We start from the raw sequence: 20,135 nt of genomic DNA on the forward strand, positions 1-20,135 counted from the left end.
GAGGCGGCTAGTCGACCTCGCCGTCTGGCTTGCAGGGCATGTCCGAACCGATATGTTCTCCAGGACAGATGACTTCGGGGTCGGGCGACAGGGAGGTCGGCCGGAGTCGGGCTCCCGGGCAGGGAGGGGCGGCGGAGGCGGGGCGGTCGGCGCTGCGCCAGACCTCCCAGTAGCGGCCGATCCGGGCGACGTAGCGGCGCGGGCGCTCGGCGTACAGGCGCTGGCCGAGGGTCCAGGCGCGGGCGCGGAGCTCGGCGCTGCGGGCTTCCGCGCGGGCGAGGACGTCGCGGCGGGCGTCGGCGTCGAGGTCGGGGTGCTGGCCGAGGGCGACGCGCAGGACCTCGAGGTCGTGGTCCTCGCCCAGGGTGTCCGACAGCTCCTCGAGCGCGTCGGCCCAGGCCGCCTGCACCCGCTTCCACACGCTCTGCAGCAGCTGGGTGTGGTACCAGAGGTCCTTGACCCGCTTGCGCCACGCGTGGAAGGCGGCCGGGGTCGGGTCGGCGAAGGCGTTGCGCATGGCCCGACTGCCTCGCTCGTAGCTGGTCTTCAGGCCAGGTTCGAGGACACTCCAGCCGCCCCCCAGCTGCGGCCAGTCGGCGCTGCGGCTGTGCACGCGGGCAAGGTCGGCGGCGGCGGCGGCCAGCGCGTCCTCACCGGCGACGACCTGGTCGCGCACTGCCGCGAGGCGGTCGCCCACGAGGGCCAGCGCGCCCTCGGGCTCCGGCACGAGGTGGGTGAACACGTCGGCCGCGACGGCGGCGTCGCGGCGCTCGGCGAGGCGGCGGGCGGCGTCTCGAAGGTCGAGGTTGTCGCGGTGGAAGCCGGCGGCGAGGCCGTCGCGCAGCAGGCGGGCCAGCGCCCGCGTGCGCTTGATCGCCTTGCGGGCCGCGTGGACGCGCGTGTGCGTGTCCTCGGCCTCCGGATGGGCCTCGCGCAGGCGGGCGATCGCCTCGCCGAGCTCCTCGCCGGCGATCCGCACCGCCGCCTGATGGATGGATTCGCTGCGGGAGAGGCGGTAGGCCATGCTGTCACGATAGCGCGCAGGTGGGCGACGATCCACGGGGCGGCGGACAGGTAGGATGTCCTTATGGACATGTGTCGAAGGGCATGCGACGGAGGGGCCCGCTGCGGGCCCCCGGCCCCATGCGTGCGCCGAGCGGGCCCATGCGTACCGGAGCGCGGGACAAGGGCCCCGCGCCGGCGGAGGGCCCTTGTCGAACCACGGCGGCGGATGCGGCGGCGAGCTCGAGCGTTCGGGAGGCGAGCCAGCGAGGTGGCGGCGTCCCCGGCGGGTCCCCATGTCGCGGCGCGCCGAGGCAGCCGAGTGCTCGAGCGTGTGGTCGCCGGGCCCGCGGTTCATCCTCCGCGGGAATCACCGCGAGCGCGGACGTCCTGGGACGCTTCGCCGCTGCGGCGCCTGCTCAGGGCGACGGGGCGGGCGCGGGCGGAGGCGTCACCGGGGGCGCGTCGGACGGGATGCCCGGGGCGGGGCCGCCGTCTTGCGGCAGGCCGGGCGGCTTCACGGGCTCGCCCGGCGGCTTGCCCGACTTGCCCGGGTCCTTGGGCGTGAGGGCCTCGCTCGGCGTCAGCTTGCCGTTCTTGCGGGCGGCCCACATCTCTTCGCGTTGCTTGCGGGCGGCCTCGAGCTGCTCGGGGGTGCGGCGGAGCATGCGGCGCGATTGCTCGGCGATCTGCTCGAGGATGAACTTGGCCTGGTCCTTGGTGAAGTCGGCGCGCAGGTTGAGGGACTTGTCGTCGCGGGCGACCTCGGTGGCCTCGTAGAAGCTGCGGACCATGAAGCGGGCGTAGAACGGGACCTTGTCGTCGATGAAGGCCGGGAGGTCCTCGCTCCACTGCCGCTCCATCTTGGTGGCGTCGACGGCGTCGAGGTACTCGCTCTTGATCACCAGCTCGGGCGACGACGCGGCCTCGGCCATGAGCTCGAGGTTGTTGGGGATCGGGAACGGCGGCTCGCCCTTGAGCTTGACGACGGCGTGGATGTCCTTGAGGACGAGCTGGAGGCCGGCCCGCGGCTCGCGGGCGGCGAAGGTCTTCAGCTTGGTGAGGTTGGCGACGAAGTTGCCGGCGGTGTCGCCCTTCGACTCGTCGGGGCCGGCGGTGATCGCCGGCAGGAACTCCTCGCGCACGTAGACGGCGACGTCGTCGTCGAGGAAGACGAACCACCGCGGGTCGTCGTCCTGGTCGGGGTCGGCGATCGGCCGCGGGTTGCCCATGGTCCGCCCGTCGCGGACCTCCCACTCGATCTTCTCGCCCTCGCCCGCGGCGGCACGCTCGAGGCCGGCCTGCACCTCGGCCTGCGACAGCCGGTACTCGACGGCGAGGAAGGTCTGCGTCAGGTCGCGCAGGTTCGGGCTGGCGATGACGATGTAGTTGAAGTCCTTGAGGGCATGAAAGCCGCCGCCGGTGACGATGAAGTCGAAGTCGGGCAGCGGCGACATGATCTCGACGATCGCGTCGGCGAACGGCAGGCCCGAGACCTTCTTGGCCGCCAGCAACATGAAGAAGTTGCTGCTGCCGGGCCCGAGCTCGGCCACCCGCGAGGTCTTCTCGCCGAACTTCGGCTTGGGCTTCGGCGGCTCGGGCGGCTTCTCCTCGGGCTTGGGCCCGTCGACCTCCGGCGGCTTGTCGGGGCCCATCGGCGGGGGCGGGACCTCGGGCTCGAGCTGCGGTTCGGGCGGCCGCGCGCCCTTGAGCTCCTGATCGAGCTCGACCGTCTCGAACTGCGTGACCTCGAACTCGAGCTCCGGCATCTCGAGCTTGATGTTCAGGCCGCAGCCGCCGGGCAAGAGCGGCGACAGGTGCAGGGCCAGCGAGCCGAGGGCGGCGGCGAGGATGCGGCGCGTGGGGGTCACGTGCGGCGCGAGTGTACCATCGCAAGCCCGCACGCGCCCGCCCGAACCCGCCCCCCCGCGCCCCTCCGGGCCGCTCGCGCCCCCGGAACCGCCAGTTTCGCGGGCCAGCGTCTGCGGGCGCCGCTGCGCGCGGGCGATCCGCGGCGATCGCGAGCCGAAGCTGGCGATCAGGACATGACCCTTGGAGCATGCCCTGAAAGGCATGTCATCTTGGCACGCGGACGCGCGGGTCGGTGAGGCCCGACCGGGGGGCGGGTCGGGCGACGCGCGGGAGGAGGACCGGCGAGCAGGGCTTGCGAGGCGTCGCAGCCGGTCGGGTGAGACGCGGACGGAGGGACGCGGCCCGGCGAGGCGCGGGGGGCGAGAGGCCGGGCGATGCACGGAGGACGTACCCGGCGCGGACCTGGTGAGGTGCGGAGGCGGGGCGAGGCGTCGCTCGGCGCCGATCGGTGAGGTGCGGAGGCGGGGCGAGGCGTCGCTCGGCGCCGATCGGTGAGGTGCGGAGGCGGGGCGAGGCGTCGCTCGGCGCCGATCGGCGAGGTGCGGAGGCGGGGCGAGGCGTCGCTCGGCGCCGAGCGGTGAGGTGCGGAGGCGGGGCGAGGCGTCGCTCGGCGCCGATCGGCGAGGTGCGGAGGCGGGGCGAGGCGTCGCTCGGCGCCGATCGGTGAGGTGCGGAGGCGAGGGCCGGGCGACGCGCGGGAGGACGTCGGTCGGCGCCCGGCGAGGTCGCCGAACGGCAGCGCGACGCGAGAGACCTGGCGAGGCGCAGAGGGGCGTGGGCGTCAGGAGCCGTAGTGCTCGACGAGCTCCTTGACGTGCTCGCGGAAGCGGGGCTCGTGCTGGCGCGCGAACTCCTTCCAGGTGCAGAAGGTCCGCGGGTCCTCGACGCGGTCGACGAACAGCATGCCGTCGAGGTGGTCGCACTCGTGCTGGAAGGTGCCGGCAGTGACGCCGCGGACGACCTTGTCGATCGGGTTGCCGAAGCGGTCCCACGCCTCGACGCGGATCTCGACCGAGCGATAAACGATGCCGCGCAGGTCGGGCACCGACAGGCAGCCCTCGTAGTTCTCGAACCGCGTGCCGCACAGCGGGGTCAGCACTGGGTTGATGAGGATCGTCAGCGGGATGTTGGGCTTGTAGGGGTAGCGCGGGTTGTCCTTGACCTCGATGACGCACACGCGCACCGGCTCGTGGACCTGGTTGGCGGCGAGCCCGGCGCCCTGGGCGTCGCGCATGGTCTCGATCATCGAGTCGATGAACGCCTGGAACGCCGGCGTCAGCAGCTCCTCGCGGCTGACTTCGCGGGCCTTCTGGCGCAGCACGGGGTGCCCGATCTGGGCGACTTTGAGGATCGGCATCGGGCCCAGTGTAATGCACGCGACATGCGGAGGCCCGGGGGGACCATGACGGTCCGGCCCGGGCCCCGGCGCTCGCGGCCCGCTCAGGCCGCCGCTCGACGTGCGCTTACCCGCGGACGACGCGCGCCTTGAGCGCGACCTTGCCGTCCTTGATGTAGACCGAGAACTGCACGTCCTTGACGTCCGGCCGCTTCATCAGCTCGGCAGTGTTCGCCCGCAGCTTGGTGGCGAATTTCTCGTACGTGAAGTTGTCGATCGGCTCGTTGTTCTCGAGCTTGAACTTCACGAACTCCTCGAAGACCTCCTGGTAGTAGGCCTCGCGGACCGCGTCGTCCTTGGCCGGCTCGGGGCCGCTGCCCTGGGCGTCGTTGTCCATCGTCATCAGGTTGCCGATGACGGTCTCGCGCGAGCGCAGCGGCTTGGTCGCGGGCATCGTGAAGAAGCCGGGGCCGCGGCCAGCCGCGGGCTGCGACGACGAAGGCACCGACGGGTGCGCCATGGTCGGCGCCTCGTCCTCGGCCGGGCCGGGGGTGGCGACCACGGGCGGCGCATCGACGCGATCGGCAGCGCCGGTGCGGCCGACCTTGCGGTGCGAACGCGTCGGGCTCACGGCCTGCACGCGCCGCGAAGCGCGACCGCTGGGATCGCCGTCCTCCTCGGCGACGCCGGCCGCGAGGCTCGAGCGCAGCGCCTCGTGATACGCGTGCGCCGACTTGGCCAGCTCGGCGACCGGACCGGTGCCGTAGGTGTCGTAGAAGAGCTGCTGCTGCGAGCCGAGCCGCATGGCGTTGAACTCGGCGGTGAGGCGGCGGATCGGGTTCGCGGCCTCGAGGTTCGGCAGGTAGAGCGCGAGGGCGATGCCGATCGCCAGCACGAACAGGAGGATGGCCAGGTGCTCGCCGCTCAGGCCGTTGGCCTTGGCGTCGCCCAGCGCAGTGAACAGATCCTTCTGACCGGCGGCGGCGGTGTTGGCCGAGAGCACGACGAGCATGGCGCCGTCGTCGCCCGCGCCGGCCGGACCAGGCACGCGGCCGATCGAGCCGATGCGCGCGTTGAGGCCCTCACCGACCTTGTACGCGTCGCTGGCACCGACGCCGGGGGCGTCCTTGCCGTGCTCGGTGGCGAACTTGGTCAGCGCGTCGCCGCTGTTGCCCGGGTTGATGAGGGTGTTCTCGAGCGGCTGCCCGCTGCGCACCAGCGCGGCCGGGTTCTGCGTGCCGAGGATCCGGCGGAAGATCGAGTTGGCGCCGAGGTCGAGCGGGTGAATCGCGACCAGTCGCCGGCCAGCCTCGTCGGCCTTGGAGATCCGCGCGACGTGAAGCGTGCCGCGCAGCGCCGCCGAGAACTGGTCCTCCTTGTCGGTCGCCGCGGTCACGAAGTTCGGCAGCAGCGCGGCCTCGACGAGCTCGTCGTGCCCGCCGCCAGCGTAGACCAGCAGCGCGCCCGACTTGTCGAACAGGCCGACGGTCATCTGCGTGTTGTCGGACAGCACCGCAGAATTCGCGGCGGTGGCGAAGGCGTCGGCCAGCGACGGCGGAGTCACCTTGCCGATTCCGGGCTGACCCGGATTGAGCGCGAGCTTGAGATACGGATCGGACAGGATGGCCGGCGCTCGCGCGACGGGTGAGGCCTGGATCGCGGCCTCGAGCGCGACCACACCGGCCTCGGTCTTCGCCTTGAGTGCGGCACGGTCCGCGTCCGTGAAGCCTCCAGCGGTCCCAAAAGACAGGAGGAACATACCCGCGAGGAAGGCCGTCGCGAGGCATGCGAGGATTGCAGCCCAGATCTTCGTCAGCAGCACGATTGGGCCTAGTGTAGGGCCACGCGGCCGGCGCTGGCAATTTCGCAGTGCATCCGAGGTCCTAGGGCCGGGCAAGTCCGCGCCCGCCCTGCTGCAAAAAGACAGGCCGTCGCAGCGACTCTTCCAGGTGCTCCCGCTGTGTTTCTGCCTGGCCTGGTGTGTCGGTGTCGTGCTCGGTTTTGCGCAAATTGCGCCGGCGGACTCAGCAGCGCTTGCAGGGCTCGCAGGGCTGCTCGCGGGCTCGGCTCTGGTGCTGCGCAGGACGGGAGCCCCGGCGGTGGTGCTGGCCGCAGGCCTGGCGGGAGCGGCCCGTGGGCGGCTTCCGGGGTCGGAAACGCCGGACATCGCGGGGCCCGGGCTGGTCCGCGTGACGGTCCGCGGGGCGAGCGCCCCGGCGACAGCGGGCTGTGCCGTGTTCGCGACGCCCGCCGGTAGCTCGCGGGTGTGGTCCCTCCACGTACCCGAAGAAATTTGTCCGCTTGCCGCGGGCGATCCGATCTGGCTAAAGGCCGGAGATCTCGCGCGCCGCGAGGGTCCACCGTGGCCGGGCGCCGGAAGCTTCCATCCGGCCCGCGACGGGGCCGTGGCGGCGTTTTCGGTGGAGAACGCGTGGCGGGCCGGTCCCCCGAGCGAGGGCTACTGGCGAACGGTGGCCGAGCTGCGCGAGGGCACGACGCGGGCGTCGCGGGGCGAGCCGGCGCTGGGCTTCGTGGTGGCGTCGGTGTTGGGCCAGGCCGCGGCCCTCGCGCCCGAACGACGCATGGAGCTGCGGCGCGCGGGCCTCGGGCACGTGGTGGCGGTCAGCGGGATGAACGTGGCCGTGGCCGCGGCGCTGGTCCAGGCGCCGCTGCTGCGCGCGGGGCTGCTGATCGGCGGATCGCTGACTCTGGCGGCGGCGCTGGCCTGGCTGCCGGTGCTGGCCTACCTGGGGGTGACAGGCGGCGAACCACCGGCGCTGCGCGCAGCGGTGATGTTCGGCCTGGCCCAGGTGGCGACGCTGACGGGTCGCCCAGGGCACGGTCTGACGGCGCTGGCGTGGACGGCGGCGGCGATGCTGGCGTGGCGTCCGGCCTGGTCGCTCGACCCGGGGCTGCAGCTGTCGCTGGCGGCGATGGCGGTGCTGGTGCACCCGACGGCGCCGCGCGGGCTGGTGGCGCAGAGCTGGCGGGTGTCCTTCGGGACATTGCCCATCGTTCTGTTTCACTTCGGCCAGGCGTCGCTGATCGGGGTGCTGGCCAACGTGATCGCGGTGCCGGTGTTCACGCTGTGGGTGCTGCCGCTCGGCATCCTCGGGCTGATCGCGACGCCGTGGTGGGGGCCGGCGGCGCTGCGGCCGGCGGCGCTCGGCGGGCAGGTGGTGATCGACCTGGCGGGGCTGGCGGCGCGCGTGCCGGAGCCGCCGCGAGGGCTGCTGGCGGGGCTGGCGGTGGTGGGGCTGGTGCTGCGGCTGGTGGTGCGACGGCCGGCGGTGCTGCGCTGGGTGCCGGGGATGTTGCCGTGCGTGGGGGTGCTGGCGGTGCTGGTCCACGTCGGGCGCGAGCGGGTGCTCGAACCGCCGCGGGCGTGGGTGGCGATCGGCGGGCCGCGCAGCGCGGCGGTGATCGTGCCGGCGGCCACGGACCCGTCGCTGGCGTGCGTGCGCGACCCGTGGCTGGCGCCCGAGGCGTGGTCGGAGCTGCTGGCGGCGCTGGGCTTTCGCGGGGCGGCGATGGTGGCGGCGCCTCGCAGCCCGCCGGCGGCCGCGGCGGTGCAGGCGGAGCTCGAGCGGACGGGGATGATGTTCGAAGGGACATGTCCCGAAGGACCGTCGGTCAAGTCGTTGCGCGTACACCTGGAGGCGTGCCAGGCGAGGACGCGGCTGCGACGCGTGGTGGTGCGGGCGGGGCCGGACGGGGCGGGCGCGGAGTGCTGGATCGACGGGGCGTTCGTGGGGGCGACCGGTCCCGAGAGATAGGTTATGGTCGGGGCGTGGGTCGTGAGCCGGAGATCTTCGTGCGCGAGGAGAGCGGGCCGGGGCGCGGTCGGACGCACGCGCTGGCGCCGGGGCGGGCGCTGATCGGCCGCGATCCGCAGGCGGCGGTGGCGCTGATCTGTGACGACGTGTCGCGCGTGCACGCGGCGCTGGACGTGACGCCGGAAGGGCTGACCGTGACCGACCTCGGCAGCAAGAACGGGGTGTACCGCGACGGGGCGGCGCTGGTCGGGGCGACGCCGCTGGCCCACGGCGACGTGATCGTGGTCGGAGGGATCTCCTTACGCGTGCATCACCCCGGCGCGCAGGTCGACGCGGCGCTGCGGCGCGGCGGCGAGGTGACGGTGACGCGCGTGCGGCAGGCCCTGGCGGCGGAGCCGGACGAGTCGCTGCTGTTGCCGGCTGCGGTGACCCTGGGCTTCGCGGCGCTCGTCGCGGCGCTGCTCTTGTGGCAGCAGTAGAGGGCATGTCCCTCCGTCTGCCTCGCGTCGATCGGATCCTCGACCACCCCGCGCTCGCATCGTCGCCGGCGCTGCGATCGATCCAGAAGCGGCACGTGAACGACCTCCTCGCCGAGCTGCGGCGGCGAGCCCAGGCCGGCGAGATCTCCGAGGCGCCCGAGGTCGATGTCATCGCTCGCGAGGTGGCGGCGCGCCTGGCCGAGGTGATGTCGCCGCGGCCGCGCGCGCTGATCAACGCGACCGGGGTGCTGCTGCACACCAACCTCGGGCGGGCGCCCCTGTCCCGAGAGGCAGTCGCGGCGATGACTGCGGCGGCGGGCACCTGCGAGCTCGAATTCGAGGTCGAGACCGGCCGGCGCGGGTCGCGACTGACGTGGTTGCGGCCGCTGCTGGCGGCGCTGCTCGGGGCCGAGGACGTGCACGTGGTCAACAACGGGGCGGCGGCGCTGCTGCTGGCGTGCACCGCGGTGGGGCGAGCCGACGGGGTGGTGCTGTCGCGCGGGCAGATGGTGGAGATCGGTGACGGCTTTCGCGTGGCCGAGATGGCGGCGGCCGGCGGCGCGCCGGTGTGGGAGGTCGGCAGCACCAACCGCACGCACCTCGCCGACTACGCGGCGGGGCTCGCGGGCGAGCTGCCGGGGCAGTCGCGCGGGGCGGCGGCGATCTTGTGGGTGCACCTCAGCAACTTCTCGCAGGCGGGGTTCGTGCACCAGCCGACGCTGGCCGAGCTGGCGGCGCTGGCTCGTGAGCGCGGGGCGCCTTTGATCGCGGACATCGGGTCGGGTTCGCTCGGCGGGATCGCGGGCGACGAGCCGACTGTCCAGGAGTACCTGTCGCAAGGGGCAGATCTGGTGACGTGCAGCGGCGACAAGCTGCTCGGCGGTCCGCAGGCGGGGCTGCTCGCCGGGACGGCCGCGCTGGTCGGGAAGTGCCGCCGGCACCCGCTGGCGCGGGCGCTGCGGCCGGACAAGACGACGGTCGCGGCGCTGCACGCGACGGCGATCGCGTACGCGAGCGGGCAGGCGGACACGCTGCCGCTGCGGCGCATGATGGCCTGGTCCGAGGGCCAGCTGCGCGCGCGGGCCGAGGCGCTGGCGCTGCGACTCGGCTGGTCTTCAGGACAGGTTCGTGCCAGCGAGGCCACGGTCGGCGGGGGCTCGCTGCCGGGCGACGTGATGGCGAGCGCGGCGCTGGCGGTGCCGACCGCCGACCCGACGGCGATTGCGACCCAGCTACGGCGGGCCGGAGTGGTCGGCCGCGTGAGCGGCGGCGAATTGCTGCTCGACCTGCGGACGATCGCGCCGGAGGAGGAGGAGGCGCTGGCGGTGGCGCTGCGAGCCGTGATGGATGGCTGAAAGGACATGTTCGGAAGAGCATGTCCCATCGGCCACAGGAGGCGTCAGAAGCGGCCGAAGAGCACGAGCCCGTTGCTGGCGCCGAGGCTGGGGGCGAGGCGGACGCTGGCCTGCTCGGGGGGCAGGCCGAGCTTCTTGCGGAGCTCGCGGTTGTGGCCGTCGATGAGGCCGGGGGTCTCGCGGCGGCCGACGGGGTGGGCCTTGTAGACGCCGAGGAACACGCCCATGCCGATCAGCAGGGCCGCGCCGACGCCGAGCAAGGCGCCGGAGAGGGGCATCGACAGCGGGTAGCGGACGCGGTCGGTGCCGCCGCGGAGCGGGTCGTCGGGGCCGAAGTCGGGGCCGTACTTGGTGGCGGTGCTGTTGAGGATCAGGAAGGTCAGGCCGACGGCGAGCAGGCCGCCGCCGGCGATCCCGCCGCCGAGGGCGACGCCGAGGCGGGTCTTCTTGCGCTTGTCGACCTGTCGCGCGAGGTCGTCGCGGCCGAGCGCCGCGTAGAACTGCGTCGGGGTGATCGGCGTGCCGGGAGTGCCCTGGCGCAGCGCGCCCCAGGTGCCGCCGAGGCGCTTGGCCGCGTATTCGTTTTCGGCGACGTCGCGGGCCTGCTTGGCCTCCTCGGACTCTTCCGGCGCTTTCGGGGCGTCGGAGGCGGCGTCGACGGCCGGCTCGGGCACGCTGACCTCGGTCGGCAGCTCGGGCTCGGGCAGTGGGACGCCGGCGGTGCCGCTGAGCGCGACTGCGACGTTGCCGTCGGCGCCGTAGCCCATGGCGATGAAGCTCGGCGGGTCGCCCGGGCTGCCCTCGAACACGCGGACGATGACGATCTGCTGGACCGGCAGGACCTTGGCGCGCTCGATGATGGCGCGGTCGTCGAGGCTGTCGACGGCGCCCAGCGCCTGGCCGTCGAGCACCACGCCGGCCTTCTTCGAGGCGGTGAGCGCGGCGCGGAACGTGGCCGCGGCCGCCTGCGAGCCGGGGTTCGCGGCGATGACGATGATGTTGGGCTTCTTGTCGCCGAGGTGGGCGCTGGCGCCTCCCGGCGTGAAGGTGGACGACCAGTCGACGGACGCGGCGGGCGCGGGCGCGGGCGCGGGCGCGGCGAGGGCGGGGGTCGGGAGGGTGAGCGCGGTCGAGAGGGCCGCGGCGAGGAGGGTGCGGAGCGCGGTCATTTCGGGGTCCACCGGCACGCGGGGTCGGCGATGCAGTCCGCGGCTTTCTTGTTGTTGAAGCAGGCGGGGGAGGAGCAGAACTCGCTGCAGGCCTTGCTGATCGCGCAGGAGTCGAGGTCTTCGCAGTCGTCGATGATCGGCTCGCAGGTGAAGCCGGAGCCGCGGGCCACGCAGGTGTCGACCGCGTTCTTCTCGTCCTTGAAGATCTGGCCCGAGCCGCTGACATAGACCCGCTCGTCGCCGTGAGCACAATTGAGGTACCAGCCGCCGTAGTTGCAGCGCGCGGTCTCGACGGCGCAGCCGTCGTATTCGAGGCAGCCGGCGACGGCGCTGGTCAACTCGGCCAGGGTGCCGTCGCTGAACACCGCGGCGGTGCTGCCGTCGTAGGTCATGTAATTGCACATGCGCAGGCTCGCGCCGTTCTCGCACTGGAGCCGCTTGCTGTTGCAGAAGCAATAATCCCAGGCGCTGTCCTCGTCGTCGAGCGAGGCGCCGTCGTTGAACTCGTGCTGCTTGCTGCCGCACTCGACGTAGCGCAGGCCGGGCTTGGTGGTGCATTCGAGGAATTCGTCGCACTGCGTGCAGCCGCCCACGAGCATCGGGGCGAGCGCAGACACGAGGCCGACGCCGAAGAGCAGCGAGAACAATTTGAGGCGACCCACTTGGACCCTCCTGTCCCGCTAGGACCGGGACGGAGCTGAGGTTGACTGCGCATCGTCAGCCACCGGCAGGACGGCAAACCAAGCCGTCGGCGAAGCCGAGGTGACAGCATGCATGGCGCGTACGGTATCGGCTCCCCCGCGGCTTGTACAGCCGGACGCGCGCCGGAAGGCGCGAGGCTCGTCACGGCTCGGGATTGGCGGCACCTTGCGCAAGGGACATGTATGAAGAGTCGGCGCGATCGAGCGCGGCGAGGGTGGCGGCAGGCGGAAAGAATGAGCACGGGTGCGAGAGGGTGGTCGGCGCGAACCGTCGTCCTCGGCAGTCGCCGACCGGGCGGCGTTCGGCGAGGCGTCGCCAGGGCCGGCGAGACGCGGGGCGTTCTGGTGGCAGGCTCGCGGTGGTGCTCCGGGGCGGCGCTCCGTGTCGGCCCGGCCGCGCCGTCGAGTCCACGGGAATTCGCGGTAGGACCATCGTAGGGACCCGTCGCCAGCCGGGACGCGCTCGTCGAGGTCAGGGGCCATGGAGCTTGGGGCCGGCGATGCGGGTTTCGCCCTGCCGGCGGGTGATGCCCAGCCGGTCCAGGTGCTCGAGGAAGGGCACGACGAACTTGCGCGACAGACCCGTCAACGCCTTGAGCGCCTGAACATCGATTTGCGGGCTCGTGCTCAGGTGGGACCGGACTTTCTCGACCAGCGCGGCGTGGTGCTCGCGGGCGAGCGAGAGATCGGCGGAGACGCGAACCAGAGCGCCGGCTTTCTGCAAGGCGGTGAGAGCGTCGAGGGCCTGCCGCTCGCTGAGGTTGGCGCCGGCCTGTACCTCTTTAAGGGTGGGGGGGGCGACGCCGGCGCGGACGTACAGATCCAGCACTTTGTGCCCGATGGGTGACAGGCCCGGGGTCGGCTCGGTGCCGCCGCGGACGAGCACGTCCCCCCGTAGCTCCAGTAGTCCGCGGGCGAGCGCGTGGTCGAGGGCCGCGGCGGCGACGTCGGGCGCCACGCGACCGGGCAGGCCACCGAGCAGGGCGGCGCGCGACAGCCCCGGCCGGTCGGGATGGGCGGCCTGGAACTTGACGGCGACGGCGACCGCGGCGGCGGCCAGCTCGGGCAACACGGCGGCGGCGACGTGACGGCTGTCGCCGAGCCGGACCGCGTCTGCGCTTTGGACCATGTCGGAAAGGACAGTATCGAGGTCGGGCGCGCCGGCCCGCAGCTCGAGCTCGTCGCGCGAGATGGCGAGCGCGCCGGCGTCGATCAGCAGCGCGGTCAGACGTGCGCGGAGGTCGGACCCCGCGAGCGCACGGGCGACCCGGAGCCAGCGGCTGCGCTGGCCGCGGCCGGGTCGAGGCCGCGGATCGACGACGACGCCGCCGCCGCAGGTGTGGCCGTGCACGAGGTCCCCGCCGTGGCTGCGGAGGACCAGCCGCTGGCCGTGCCAGACGGGCAGGGGGGCGTCGAGGCGGATCCGCACCAGCGCCGAAGTACCTGGCGGGATGGACATGGTCTTGGGAGCATCCTCGCCGCCAGCGACGGGACCGAGAGGATCGAGCCGGCCGGTGGTGTGCGCCGTGCCGGCGCAGACCTGCACGCTGGTGCCGCTGCGCCAGGTGCGAGTGTCGTGCGGCAGGTGCTCGAGCAGGACGTGGACGGCCTCCGCCGCGACGACGCGATGCCCGCGGGTGAGCACGTCGCCGCGGGCCAGCTCGGCCACCGATACCCCGCCGAGGTTGACCGCCGCCCGCGCGCCTGCAGGGACCCGCGCCGCCGCGGCCCCGCGGACGTGGAGGGCGCGGGCGCGGAGCTCGCGGACAGGGCGCTGCTCGCCGCCCGGGACGACGGTGAGGTAGGGGTCGGCGGCGATCTCGAGCTGGCCCGAGAGCAAGGTGCCGGTGACGACGGTGCCGTGACCCTTGAGGACGAAGCAGCGGTCGATCGGGAGGATCGGGCGGTCGCGCGACGGGCGGGCGGGCAGGTTGGCGGCGACGCGACGGACGGCGGCGGCGAGCTCGGGGACGCCGACCCCGGTGTGCGCCGAACACGGCACGAGCGCGGCCCCGGCCAGGCCGGGCGCGAGCTCCTCGAGGGCCGCGCGTACGTCGGCCTCGGCCAGCGCGAGGGCCTCGACGTCGCCCTGCAGGCGATCGATCTTACTGAGCGCGACCACGCCGTGGGCGATGCCCAGGAGGCGGCAGACGAGCAGGTGCTCGCGTGTCTGCGGCATCACGCCCTCCTCGGCCGAGACGACCAGGAGCACGGCGTCGACGCCGCCCGCGCCGGCGACCATGGTCCGCACGAAGGCCTCGTGACCGGGCACGTCGACGATGCTGGCGACCAGACCGGGGCCGAGCTGCCAGGCGGCGAAGCCGAGGTCGATGGTGATCCCGCGGCGCTTCTCCTCGGGCAGTCGATCGGTGTCGACCCCGGTAAGTGCGCGGACCAGGGCGGTCTTGCCATGGTCGATGTGGCCGGCGGTCCCGAGGACCAGGTCGCGCACGGGCTTGGCCATGCGCCGCAGTGTAGCGGCCCGGGGTCTGCGATACACTCCTCGCGCATGAGCAGCGAGCCCAGAAAGCCCGGAGAGCCCGCCGACACGCGGGACGTGCCCCGCCCGCTTCGTTTGACCGAGTTCGCCCGCGGCGGCGGTTGAGCCGCCAAGCTGCGGCTCGGCGACCTGGTTCAGGTCCTGGAGGGCATGCCCCCGCCCGAAGAACGGGGCGACGAGCGGGTCATCGTCGGCACGGAGTTCGCCGACGACGCGGCCGTCGTGCGCATCGGCGACGACCCGACGCGGGCGACGGTGCTGACCGTCGACGTCATCGCTCCGCTCGTCGACGACCCCGAGACGTTCGGCGAGATCGCCGCTTGCAACGCGCTGTCGGACGTCTACGCCATGGGCGGGCGGCCGCTGTTCGCCCTCAACGTGGTCGGCTTCCCCGACGACAAGCTGCCGCTCTCGGTGCTGCAGGCGATCTTGCGCGGCGCGGCCCGGGTTTGCGCTCGCGCAGGGGTGGCGGTGGTCGGCGGGCACACGGTCCGCGACGGGGAGCTCAAGTTCGGGCTCAGCGTGACGGGCGAGGTGGCTGTCCCGGATATCCTGTCCAATAGGACAGGGCTCGAAGGCCAGGCGCTGGTGTTGACCAAGGCGCTCGGGACGGGCTTCATCGCCCAGGCCATCAAGCACGGCCACGCGGAGGCGGCCGAGGTCGCGGCGGCGGTCGCCAGCATGACGAGGCTCAACGGACCGGCGCTGGCGATCGCCCGCGGCTTCGGAGTGACGGCCTGCACCGACGTGACCGGCTTCGGCTTGCTCGGGCACCTGCGCAACATCCTCCGCGGCTCGCAGCTGGCGGCGCGCCTCGACATGGCCGCCTTGCCGGCGTTGCCCGGGGCGCTGGCCCACGCGGCCGCCGGACGCGTGCCCGGCGGCTCGAAGGCCAACCTGGCGTTCGTTCGCCCGAACCTGGTCGTCGAGGGCAGCGAAGATCCGCTGCGCACGATCCTCGCCGCCGACGCGCAGACGAGCGGCGGATTGTTGCTCACAGTGCCCGCAGAGCGGGCCGAGGCGCTCGTCGCGGCGCTGCGCGCGGGCGGGGAGCAGGGATGGGCGATCGGGCGACTGATGGCGCCGTCGTCCGCGCTGCCCGCAGGGATGGTGGTGCTCGAGTTCGCCGCCGGACGCGAGGCGTGACCCGAGCATACCCGGGCCCGGGTGCACCCATGGGGGCGAGACGCACGGGCTCGCAGGCGAAGATGCGAGCGGCGGGTCGAGAGGCGAGGGGTCGCCTCGTGAAGCGCATGGGTGTTCGAACATGTGCGTCGAGAGATGTAGCGGGCCGTACGACGCGAGCCAGTCCTTTCTCGTGCGCTTCGGCGTGAGACAAACTCGCAAGCAGAGTTGGTGAGCAGCAAGTTCCGTTGGGTCTTGCCTCGAGAGGCGAGTCGAGCATGATATTTTGATGACCTCAAGAACATGTTCATTCGGACATGCTGATGGATTGCCTCCATGGGCCGCCCAATGCGAGTTCGTGAGCGCCAACTCGAGTTGCGTCTTGCGCGGTGCTGCGGAGCGACTAGCCTGGCAAGCGATGATTCGAATGATCGGCGTATCGGCAATACTCGGGCTCGTGACGCTGGGCTGCGGCTCGGATACCCCTGACGAGTCCAGCTCCGACGAGGGCGACGCGAGCGGTACGAGCACCGGCGGCGCGAGTTCGTCGACGACCGGTTCCATCGAGCCGACGAGCTCGAGCACGGCCTCGGCGACGACTGCCGAGGAGCCGGAGCCGGAGCCGGCGTGTGGTCCGCCGCCCGAGGGCGTCGTGGTATCCGTCATGATCGATGGCAGTGAGCCGTCCACGCTCGGCGATATGCGGTTCGACCAGGCCTGCGAGGTGACCGAAGTCGAGGACGACGGCGCGGGTGGCTACAAGCTCGGCTTCGCTTGCACCGACGAAATGGGGCAGCCGATCGCCCACAGGCTGGCGCTGACGCTCGAGCCTCCCGGGGTCGCGCCCGTGGCGGTCGGCGAGGCCGTGCAGCTGCGGCTCCACAACGACAATCCGTTCTACGCCAACACTTTCGTCACGCTGCGCGACCCCGAAGGTGCGCTTCTGCTGGCGTTTCTGGCGGCCGAGGCGGTGCCCGACGCGTTCACGGACGAGTACTGGGCGGAGTATTACCCGCCGTCCGACTTCTATGCGCCGCTCGTCCTCGACCGCGTCTGGCTGTGCGAGGCGACGTGCACTTCAAGTGCGTGCCCGTGTCGCGAGCGCGGGGCGATCGACTTCATGCTCGACGGCGAGGTCGCCCGCGTGTGGGAGGGTAACCGCGGCCAGTTCGCCGCGGTGCAGCTGGAGCTCCGCGTGTACCTCTCCAGCGCGGTCGACTGGCAGATCTGCGAGATGCCCACCGACACCACCTCGACCTGGACGACCTTGCTGGTCACGAGGCAGCCGTGAGCACCTGCGTGGTCGATCGTCGACGCAGCCAGGGGGCCGGGGTGTTGCGGGCGGTTCGTGCCGTCGCGTCGAGCCCGCGCCGGCGGCGTGCCCGGGGACCCGTTCAGCCGCTCGCAGCGGTGACGGAGTGGCTCGAGGCGTCGAGGAAGGCCAGGCGATACACGGAGTTCTCGGTCTCGACGTACATCAGCCGGCGCTCGCGCGCGTGCTCGCGGCCCTCGGTCTCGGCGGTGGTCAAGATCCGCCGGACCGCGGTGGTGACCATGCGGCGGCCGTTGGGGTCACGGAAGATCACCATGCCTCGTCCCACCATCGGCTCGCTGATCAGAAAGCCCTCGTACGGCTTCTTGATGGCGGTTGCGACCGACCCTTCACCGTTGCTGCGAATCTTGGTGGCGAGGACCGCGAGCACGACACGATTACAGTATCGTGGCAGTGAAAAAACGCTACGCCCATTTTCGACCGGCGCGCGGCGGGCGACACGCGGGGCGCGCGGGCGGCAGCCGCTGCGCGACTCGCCCGGCGAGAGCCGTACTCCCGGGGACCTACCCCGTGCGACAGCGCAGGCGTTGCGACGCGTGCACACGGACGGCTGTACGCGGCGCGTGCGGCCGGGCGATAGCGCAAGATCGCTACGGCGTCGACGGTTCGCTGGCCAGGCGTCGCGGTGGTGCTGCGAGTTCGCCGAGTCCGGACAGCGGAGCCCAGCCTTCGAGGCCGCCGGGCAGACGGACGCGGCCCCAACCGGAGCCGCGCTCGACGAGGCTGAGACGGCTCCCACCCTGCACCGTGAAGACGGTCTTGCGATGGATACCGGGGCCTTCGCGGACCTCGAGCTTGGCCGGCAGGGCGATCGCTTGCGGCGCGCCGAGTTCGGTGCGCAGCGCATAACCGTGGAGGCCGCCGATCACCAGGTAGAGCGCGGCCAGGACCGCGGCGAGGCCGGCGAGAGCGCTGCGAGCAGCCTCCCGATAGCGGGCCCGGGTGATCCACAGCAGCAGCGCGAGCCACCCGGCGATGATGGACAGCCAGCCGAACGCGGGCGAGCGGAGGGCCGACAGCGCCGCGTCGCGCCACGTCTCCGGGCGATCGATCTGCAGGTTGGCGGCGGCGGCAGCGAACTCGGCTCGTTGGCGGACCACACCGAGGTTGCGCCGGGCCGCCTCGGCGATGTCCACGCTGGCCTCTGCTTGCGGCTGGAGGGCGCGGCGGAGGTGATACGTGGCCGGGCCGAGCTCGCCGAGCTGGGCGTAGGCGGTGCCGAGGTTGAACGACAGCGCAGCGCTGCGACCGGGCAGCAGCGCCTCGGCGTCCTCGTACGCCCGCACCGCGCCTGCGTAGTCACCTGCGGCCGCGAGGGCGTTGCCGCGCGCGAAGGCGTCATCGACCACGTCGGCGCGCGCAGGGGCGGCCGTGAGCGCGAATATGGCGAGGAGCGAGAGCGCGCGGAGTCGCATGCGAGTCATGAGTTCGGTCGGGCGGAGTCGGGGCTGGTCGCGCGGTGCGGGAGTGGGCCGGTCGTGGATTCGGGCGAGGTCGGGAGCGGGGGCGGGGGTGAGTGGCCCGGCGAGGGCTGGGGCGGGCCCGGGTGTCCGCAGGAGCGGGTTTCTGGCCGGTGGGGACCGTGGCCGGTGCTCGGGACGGCGGGCCGATCACGGGGGCTGTCGGGCGGGCGAGCCTGGCTTCAAGGCCGTCGAGCTGTGCAGGAGCTCGCGTGCGGACCGGAGGGCGGCCTCTCGTTCGCTGGCAGATTCGCCGCGGGCGCCGAAGCGGGCGGCGTCGCAGCGATCGAGCAGGTCGCGCAGGCGGTCGCAGTCGGCGGAGGAGACGCCCTTGCGCCCCAGCAAGGCCAGCAGGGCGTGGCGCGGCAAGCCTTCGCCTTCGGGGCCGGCACGTTCGACGGCGGCTGCTTGCAGCAGCTGGGCGAGGGCGGGGTAGAAGCCGTCACCGCTGGCGAGGCCGTGTTCGGCCTGGGCCAGGAGCTCGCGTTGCTTGGCGGCCCGGGTCGCGGCGGCGCGGCTATGCTCGTCGGGTCCGAGGCGGCGCCACAGCGCGGTCGCGGCTGTCCCGAGGGCCAGGAGCACCGGGGCCCCGGCCATGGCCCAGATCCAGCGCGATGGCGTCAGCCACGACGGCGAGGGGGTCGCCCGCGGGAGCGCGGCCGGCTCGACGATCGCGGCCAGGATGCCCTCTTCCTCGGCGGCCGTCGGCGGCGGTGGAGCGTCGGCGGCGGGCGTTGGGGCGGCGTTCGGGTCGCCGGCGACGGTGAGCTCGATCGGGGCGCTCGTGGCGGTCTGGTAGCTCGCGGTGGCCGGATCGAAGTAGTGGAACGTGTGCGGGGGGACAGTCAGCGCTCCGCCGCGCTCGGGGATGACGAGGAACGCGTAGCGGCGTTCGCCTCCGAGCTGCGCGCCGGTGGTGACGTCCGTCTCGACCTTGGGCTCGTAGCGGCGCAGGCCGGGCATCTCGGGCCATGCGCCGGGGTCGATGACGCGGATGTTGCCGGTGCCCTGGATGGCGATGGTGAGGGTGAAGGGCTCGCCGACCTTGATGTTGGTGCGATCGGCCTCGGCGCGGATGGTGTAGACGCCGACGTTGTTGGGCGAGAAGCCGGGCGGGGCGCCGGCGGGCAGCGGCTTGACCTCGACGGTGACGGGGCGGCCGGTGATCCGGCGGCGCATGCCGATGCCGACCTCGGCGGGCGAGAGGGTGAGGGTGCCGGCGCGCTGGGGGAACAGGGCGCGACGGAGGCCGGGGTGGACGCGATAGGCAGTATTGCCGACGACTGCCTGGCGCATCTGGCCTTGGGGCAGTTCCTCGCTCCAGAAGTCCTGGAAGCCCGGGAGCTGGCGCAGCTGGATCTGCAGGAAGGGCAGGCGCTCGTAGATCTCGAGCGTGTAGGTGAGCTGCTCGCCGACGAACACGGTCGGCTTGTCGAGGCGGGTCCACAGGAAGATGTCGCCCTGTGGTTCGGTCGGGCCGTCGGCGGCCGCCGGGACCGGCTCGGTCGGCGCGGCCTGGCCGGTGACCTCGATGGCGGGCACCCGGGGCGGGGTCACCTTCGTCTTGCCCTCCATGACGTGGACCGGCAGCTCGAAGCGGCCGGGTTTGCTGGCGACGAGGGTGTAGACGCTCGTCAGCGTGGTGCGGGTCGTCATCGTCGACCCGCGGCCGGTGCCGAAGCTGAACGAGCTGCTGGTGCTGCGGTAGCTGGCCGGCATGCCGACGACCTGCAGGCCGAGAGCGGCCAGGTCGGGCAGCACCGGCTCGGGGACCTCGGCGCCGCGCTCCCCCTCGCTGTCGACCTGGACCGTGAGCTCGAACGCCTCGCCGACTTCGACTCGGTCCCGATCGATCTCCGCGACGATCCGCGACTTGGTGTCTGCGCGAGCTGTCCTCGGGGACAGGCAAAGACCGAGGCCGGCGGCGCCGGCGAGCTGCAAGAGGCGACGGCGCGCGATGGTGCGATGTTGACCTGTCCCAAGAGGCAGGGGGTGGAAGACAGGCCGCGCGGGCTCGTGGAGCAGAG

At 72.8% G+C, this 20,135-nt stretch carries 15 protein-coding genes; 5 read left to right on the top strand and 10 right to left on the bottom strand.

The window, feature by feature from the left end:
• Positions 1–7: 7 nt before the first annotated feature.
• The 4 genes from O0S08_RS08845 to O0S08_RS08860 form a co-directional block, all read right to left on the bottom strand.
• A complete protein-coding gene (locus tag O0S08_RS08845; RefSeq protein WP_269038598.1) occupies positions 8–1,024 on the bottom strand; it encodes a CHAD domain-containing protein in 1,017 nt (338 codons plus the stop codon).
• 397 nt (positions 1,025–1,421) lie between these two features.
• Positions 1,422–2,873 carry a hypothetical protein gene (locus O0S08_RS08850; RefSeq protein WP_269038599.1) on the bottom strand — a complete coding sequence of 484 codons (1,452 nt, stop codon included), beginning with the start codon at positions 2,871–2,873 and terminating at the stop codon, positions 1,422–1,424.
• A gap of 782 nt (positions 2,874–3,655) precedes the next feature.
• The gene (gene def, locus O0S08_RS08855; protein WP_269038600.1) at positions 3,656–4,231 is read right to left on the bottom strand and encodes a peptide deformylase; all 576 of its coding nucleotides are present in this window, start codon (positions 4,229–4,231) and stop codon (positions 3,656–3,658) included.
• A 106-nt stretch (positions 4,232–4,337) separates the two neighbouring features.
• Positions 4,338–6,032, bottom strand: a complete 1,695-nt coding sequence (locus O0S08_RS08860) for an MXAN_5187 family protein (RefSeq protein ID WP_269038601.1) — start codon at positions 6,030–6,032, stop codon at positions 4,338–4,340.
• 583 nt (positions 6,033–6,615) lie between these two features.
• On the opposite strand from O0S08_RS08860, the gene O0S08_RS08865 reads away from it, so the two are divergent.
• Genes O0S08_RS08865 through selA form a run of 3 tightly spaced genes read left to right on the top strand, consistent with a single transcriptional unit; the run spans position 6,616 to position 9,820 of the window.
• Positions 6,616–7,986: a ComEC/Rec2 family competence protein gene (locus O0S08_RS08865; protein WP_269038602.1), complete on the top strand. Its 1,371-nt coding sequence runs from the start codon at positions 6,616–6,618 to the stop codon at positions 7,984–7,986.
• A gap of 14 nt (positions 7,987–8,000) precedes the next feature.
• Positions 8,001–8,465: an FHA domain-containing protein gene (locus O0S08_RS08870; RefSeq protein ID WP_269038603.1), complete on the top strand. Its 465-nt coding sequence runs from the start codon at positions 8,001–8,003 to the stop codon at positions 8,463–8,465.
• A 5-nt stretch (positions 8,466–8,470) separates the two neighbouring features.
• A complete protein-coding gene (gene selA, locus O0S08_RS08875; protein ID WP_269038604.1) occupies positions 8,471–9,820 on the top strand; it encodes an L-seryl-tRNA(Sec) selenium transferase in 1,350 nt (449 codons plus the stop codon).
• Between the two features lie 44 nt (positions 9,821–9,864).
• Here selA and O0S08_RS08880 read toward each other — a convergent pair whose 3' ends face one another.
• The 3 genes from O0S08_RS08880 to selB form a co-directional block, all read right to left on the bottom strand.
• Positions 9,865–10,989 carry a hypothetical protein gene (locus O0S08_RS08880; RefSeq protein ID WP_269038605.1) on the bottom strand — a complete coding sequence of 375 codons (1,125 nt, stop codon included), beginning with the start codon at positions 10,987–10,989 and terminating at the stop codon, positions 9,865–9,867.
• Positions 10,986–11,651: a hypothetical protein gene (locus tag O0S08_RS08885; protein WP_269038606.1), complete on the bottom strand. Its 666-nt coding sequence runs from the start codon at positions 11,649–11,651 to the stop codon at positions 10,986–10,988. Before O0S08_RS08885 ends, O0S08_RS08880 begins: the two co-directional genes overlap by 4 nt.
• A gap of 511 nt (positions 11,652–12,162) precedes the next feature.
• Positions 12,163–14,154: a selenocysteine-specific translation elongation factor gene (gene selB / locus O0S08_RS08890; RefSeq protein WP_269038607.1), complete on the bottom strand. Its 1,992-nt coding sequence runs from the start codon at positions 14,152–14,154 to the stop codon at positions 12,163–12,165.
• A gap of 150 nt (positions 14,155–14,304) precedes the next feature.
• On the opposite strand from selB, the gene selD reads away from it, so the two are divergent.
• Both selD and O0S08_RS08900 read left to right on the top strand, forming a co-directional pair.
• The gene (selD, locus tag O0S08_RS08895) at positions 14,305–15,336 is read left to right on the top strand and encodes a selenide, water dikinase SelD (RefSeq protein ID WP_269041947.1); all 1,032 of its coding nucleotides are present in this window, start codon (positions 14,305–14,307) and stop codon (positions 15,334–15,336) included.
• 397 nt (positions 15,337–15,733) lie between these two features.
• The gene (locus O0S08_RS08900) at positions 15,734–16,606 is read left to right on the top strand and encodes a hypothetical protein (RefSeq protein ID WP_269038608.1); all 873 of its coding nucleotides are present in this window, start codon (positions 15,734–15,736) and stop codon (positions 16,604–16,606) included.
• Positions 16,607–16,709: 103 nt separating this feature from the next.
• Here the strand turns inward: O0S08_RS08900 and O0S08_RS08905 are convergent, their stop codons facing one another.
• The 3 genes from O0S08_RS08905 to O0S08_RS08915 form a co-directional block, all read right to left on the bottom strand.
• Positions 16,710–17,018, bottom strand: coding sequence for a hypothetical protein (locus tag O0S08_RS08905; protein ID WP_269038609.1), 309 nt, complete (start codon positions 17,016–17,018; stop codon positions 16,710–16,712).
• A 220-nt stretch (positions 17,019–17,238) separates the two neighbouring features.
• The gene (locus O0S08_RS08910; protein WP_269038610.1) at positions 17,239–18,063 is read right to left on the bottom strand and encodes an SH3 domain-containing protein; all 825 of its coding nucleotides are present in this window, start codon (positions 18,061–18,063) and stop codon (positions 17,239–17,241) included.
• Positions 18,064–18,258: 195 nt separating this feature from the next.
• On the bottom strand, positions 18,259–20,049 hold the full coding sequence (locus O0S08_RS08915) for a BatD family protein (protein WP_269038611.1): 1,791 nt from the start codon (positions 20,047–20,049) through the stop codon (positions 18,259–18,261).
• Between the last annotated feature and the right edge of the window lie 86 nt (positions 20,050–20,135).

The organism is Nannocystis punicea, assembly GCF_026965555.1.
Classification (GTDB): domain Bacteria; phylum Myxococcota_A; class Polyangia; order Nannocystales; family Nannocystaceae; genus Nannocystis; species Nannocystis punicea.

What these genes read in the sequence shown, in the direction of transcription:
- O0S08_RS08845 (WP_269038598.1), bottom strand. Translation starts at nt 1,024, where the DNA reads ATGGCCTACCGCCTCTCCCGCAGCGAATCCATCCATCAGGCGGCGGTG.
- def (WP_269038600.1), bottom strand. Translation starts at nt 4,231, where the DNA reads ATGCCGATCCTCAAAGTCGCCCAGATCGGGCACCCCGTGCTGCGCCAG.
- selA (WP_269038604.1), top strand. Translation starts at nt 8,471, where the DNA reads ATGTCCCTCCGTCTGCCTCGCGTCGATCGGATCCTCGACCACCCCGCG.
- O0S08_RS08880 (WP_269038605.1), bottom strand. Translation starts at nt 10,989, where the DNA reads ATGACCGCGCTCCGCACCCTCCTCGCCGCGGCCCTCTCGACCGCGCTC.
- selB (WP_269038607.1), bottom strand. Translation starts at nt 14,154, where the DNA reads ATGGCCAAGCCCGTGCGCGACCTGGTCCTCGGGACCGCCGGCCACATC.
- O0S08_RS08900 (WP_269038608.1), top strand. Translation starts at nt 15,734, where the DNA reads ATGATTCGAATGATCGGCGTATCGGCAATACTCGGGCTCGTGACGCTG.
- O0S08_RS08910 (WP_269038610.1), bottom strand. Translation starts at nt 18,063, where the DNA reads ATGCGACTCCGCGCGCTCTCGCTCCTCGCCATATTCGCGCTCACGGCC.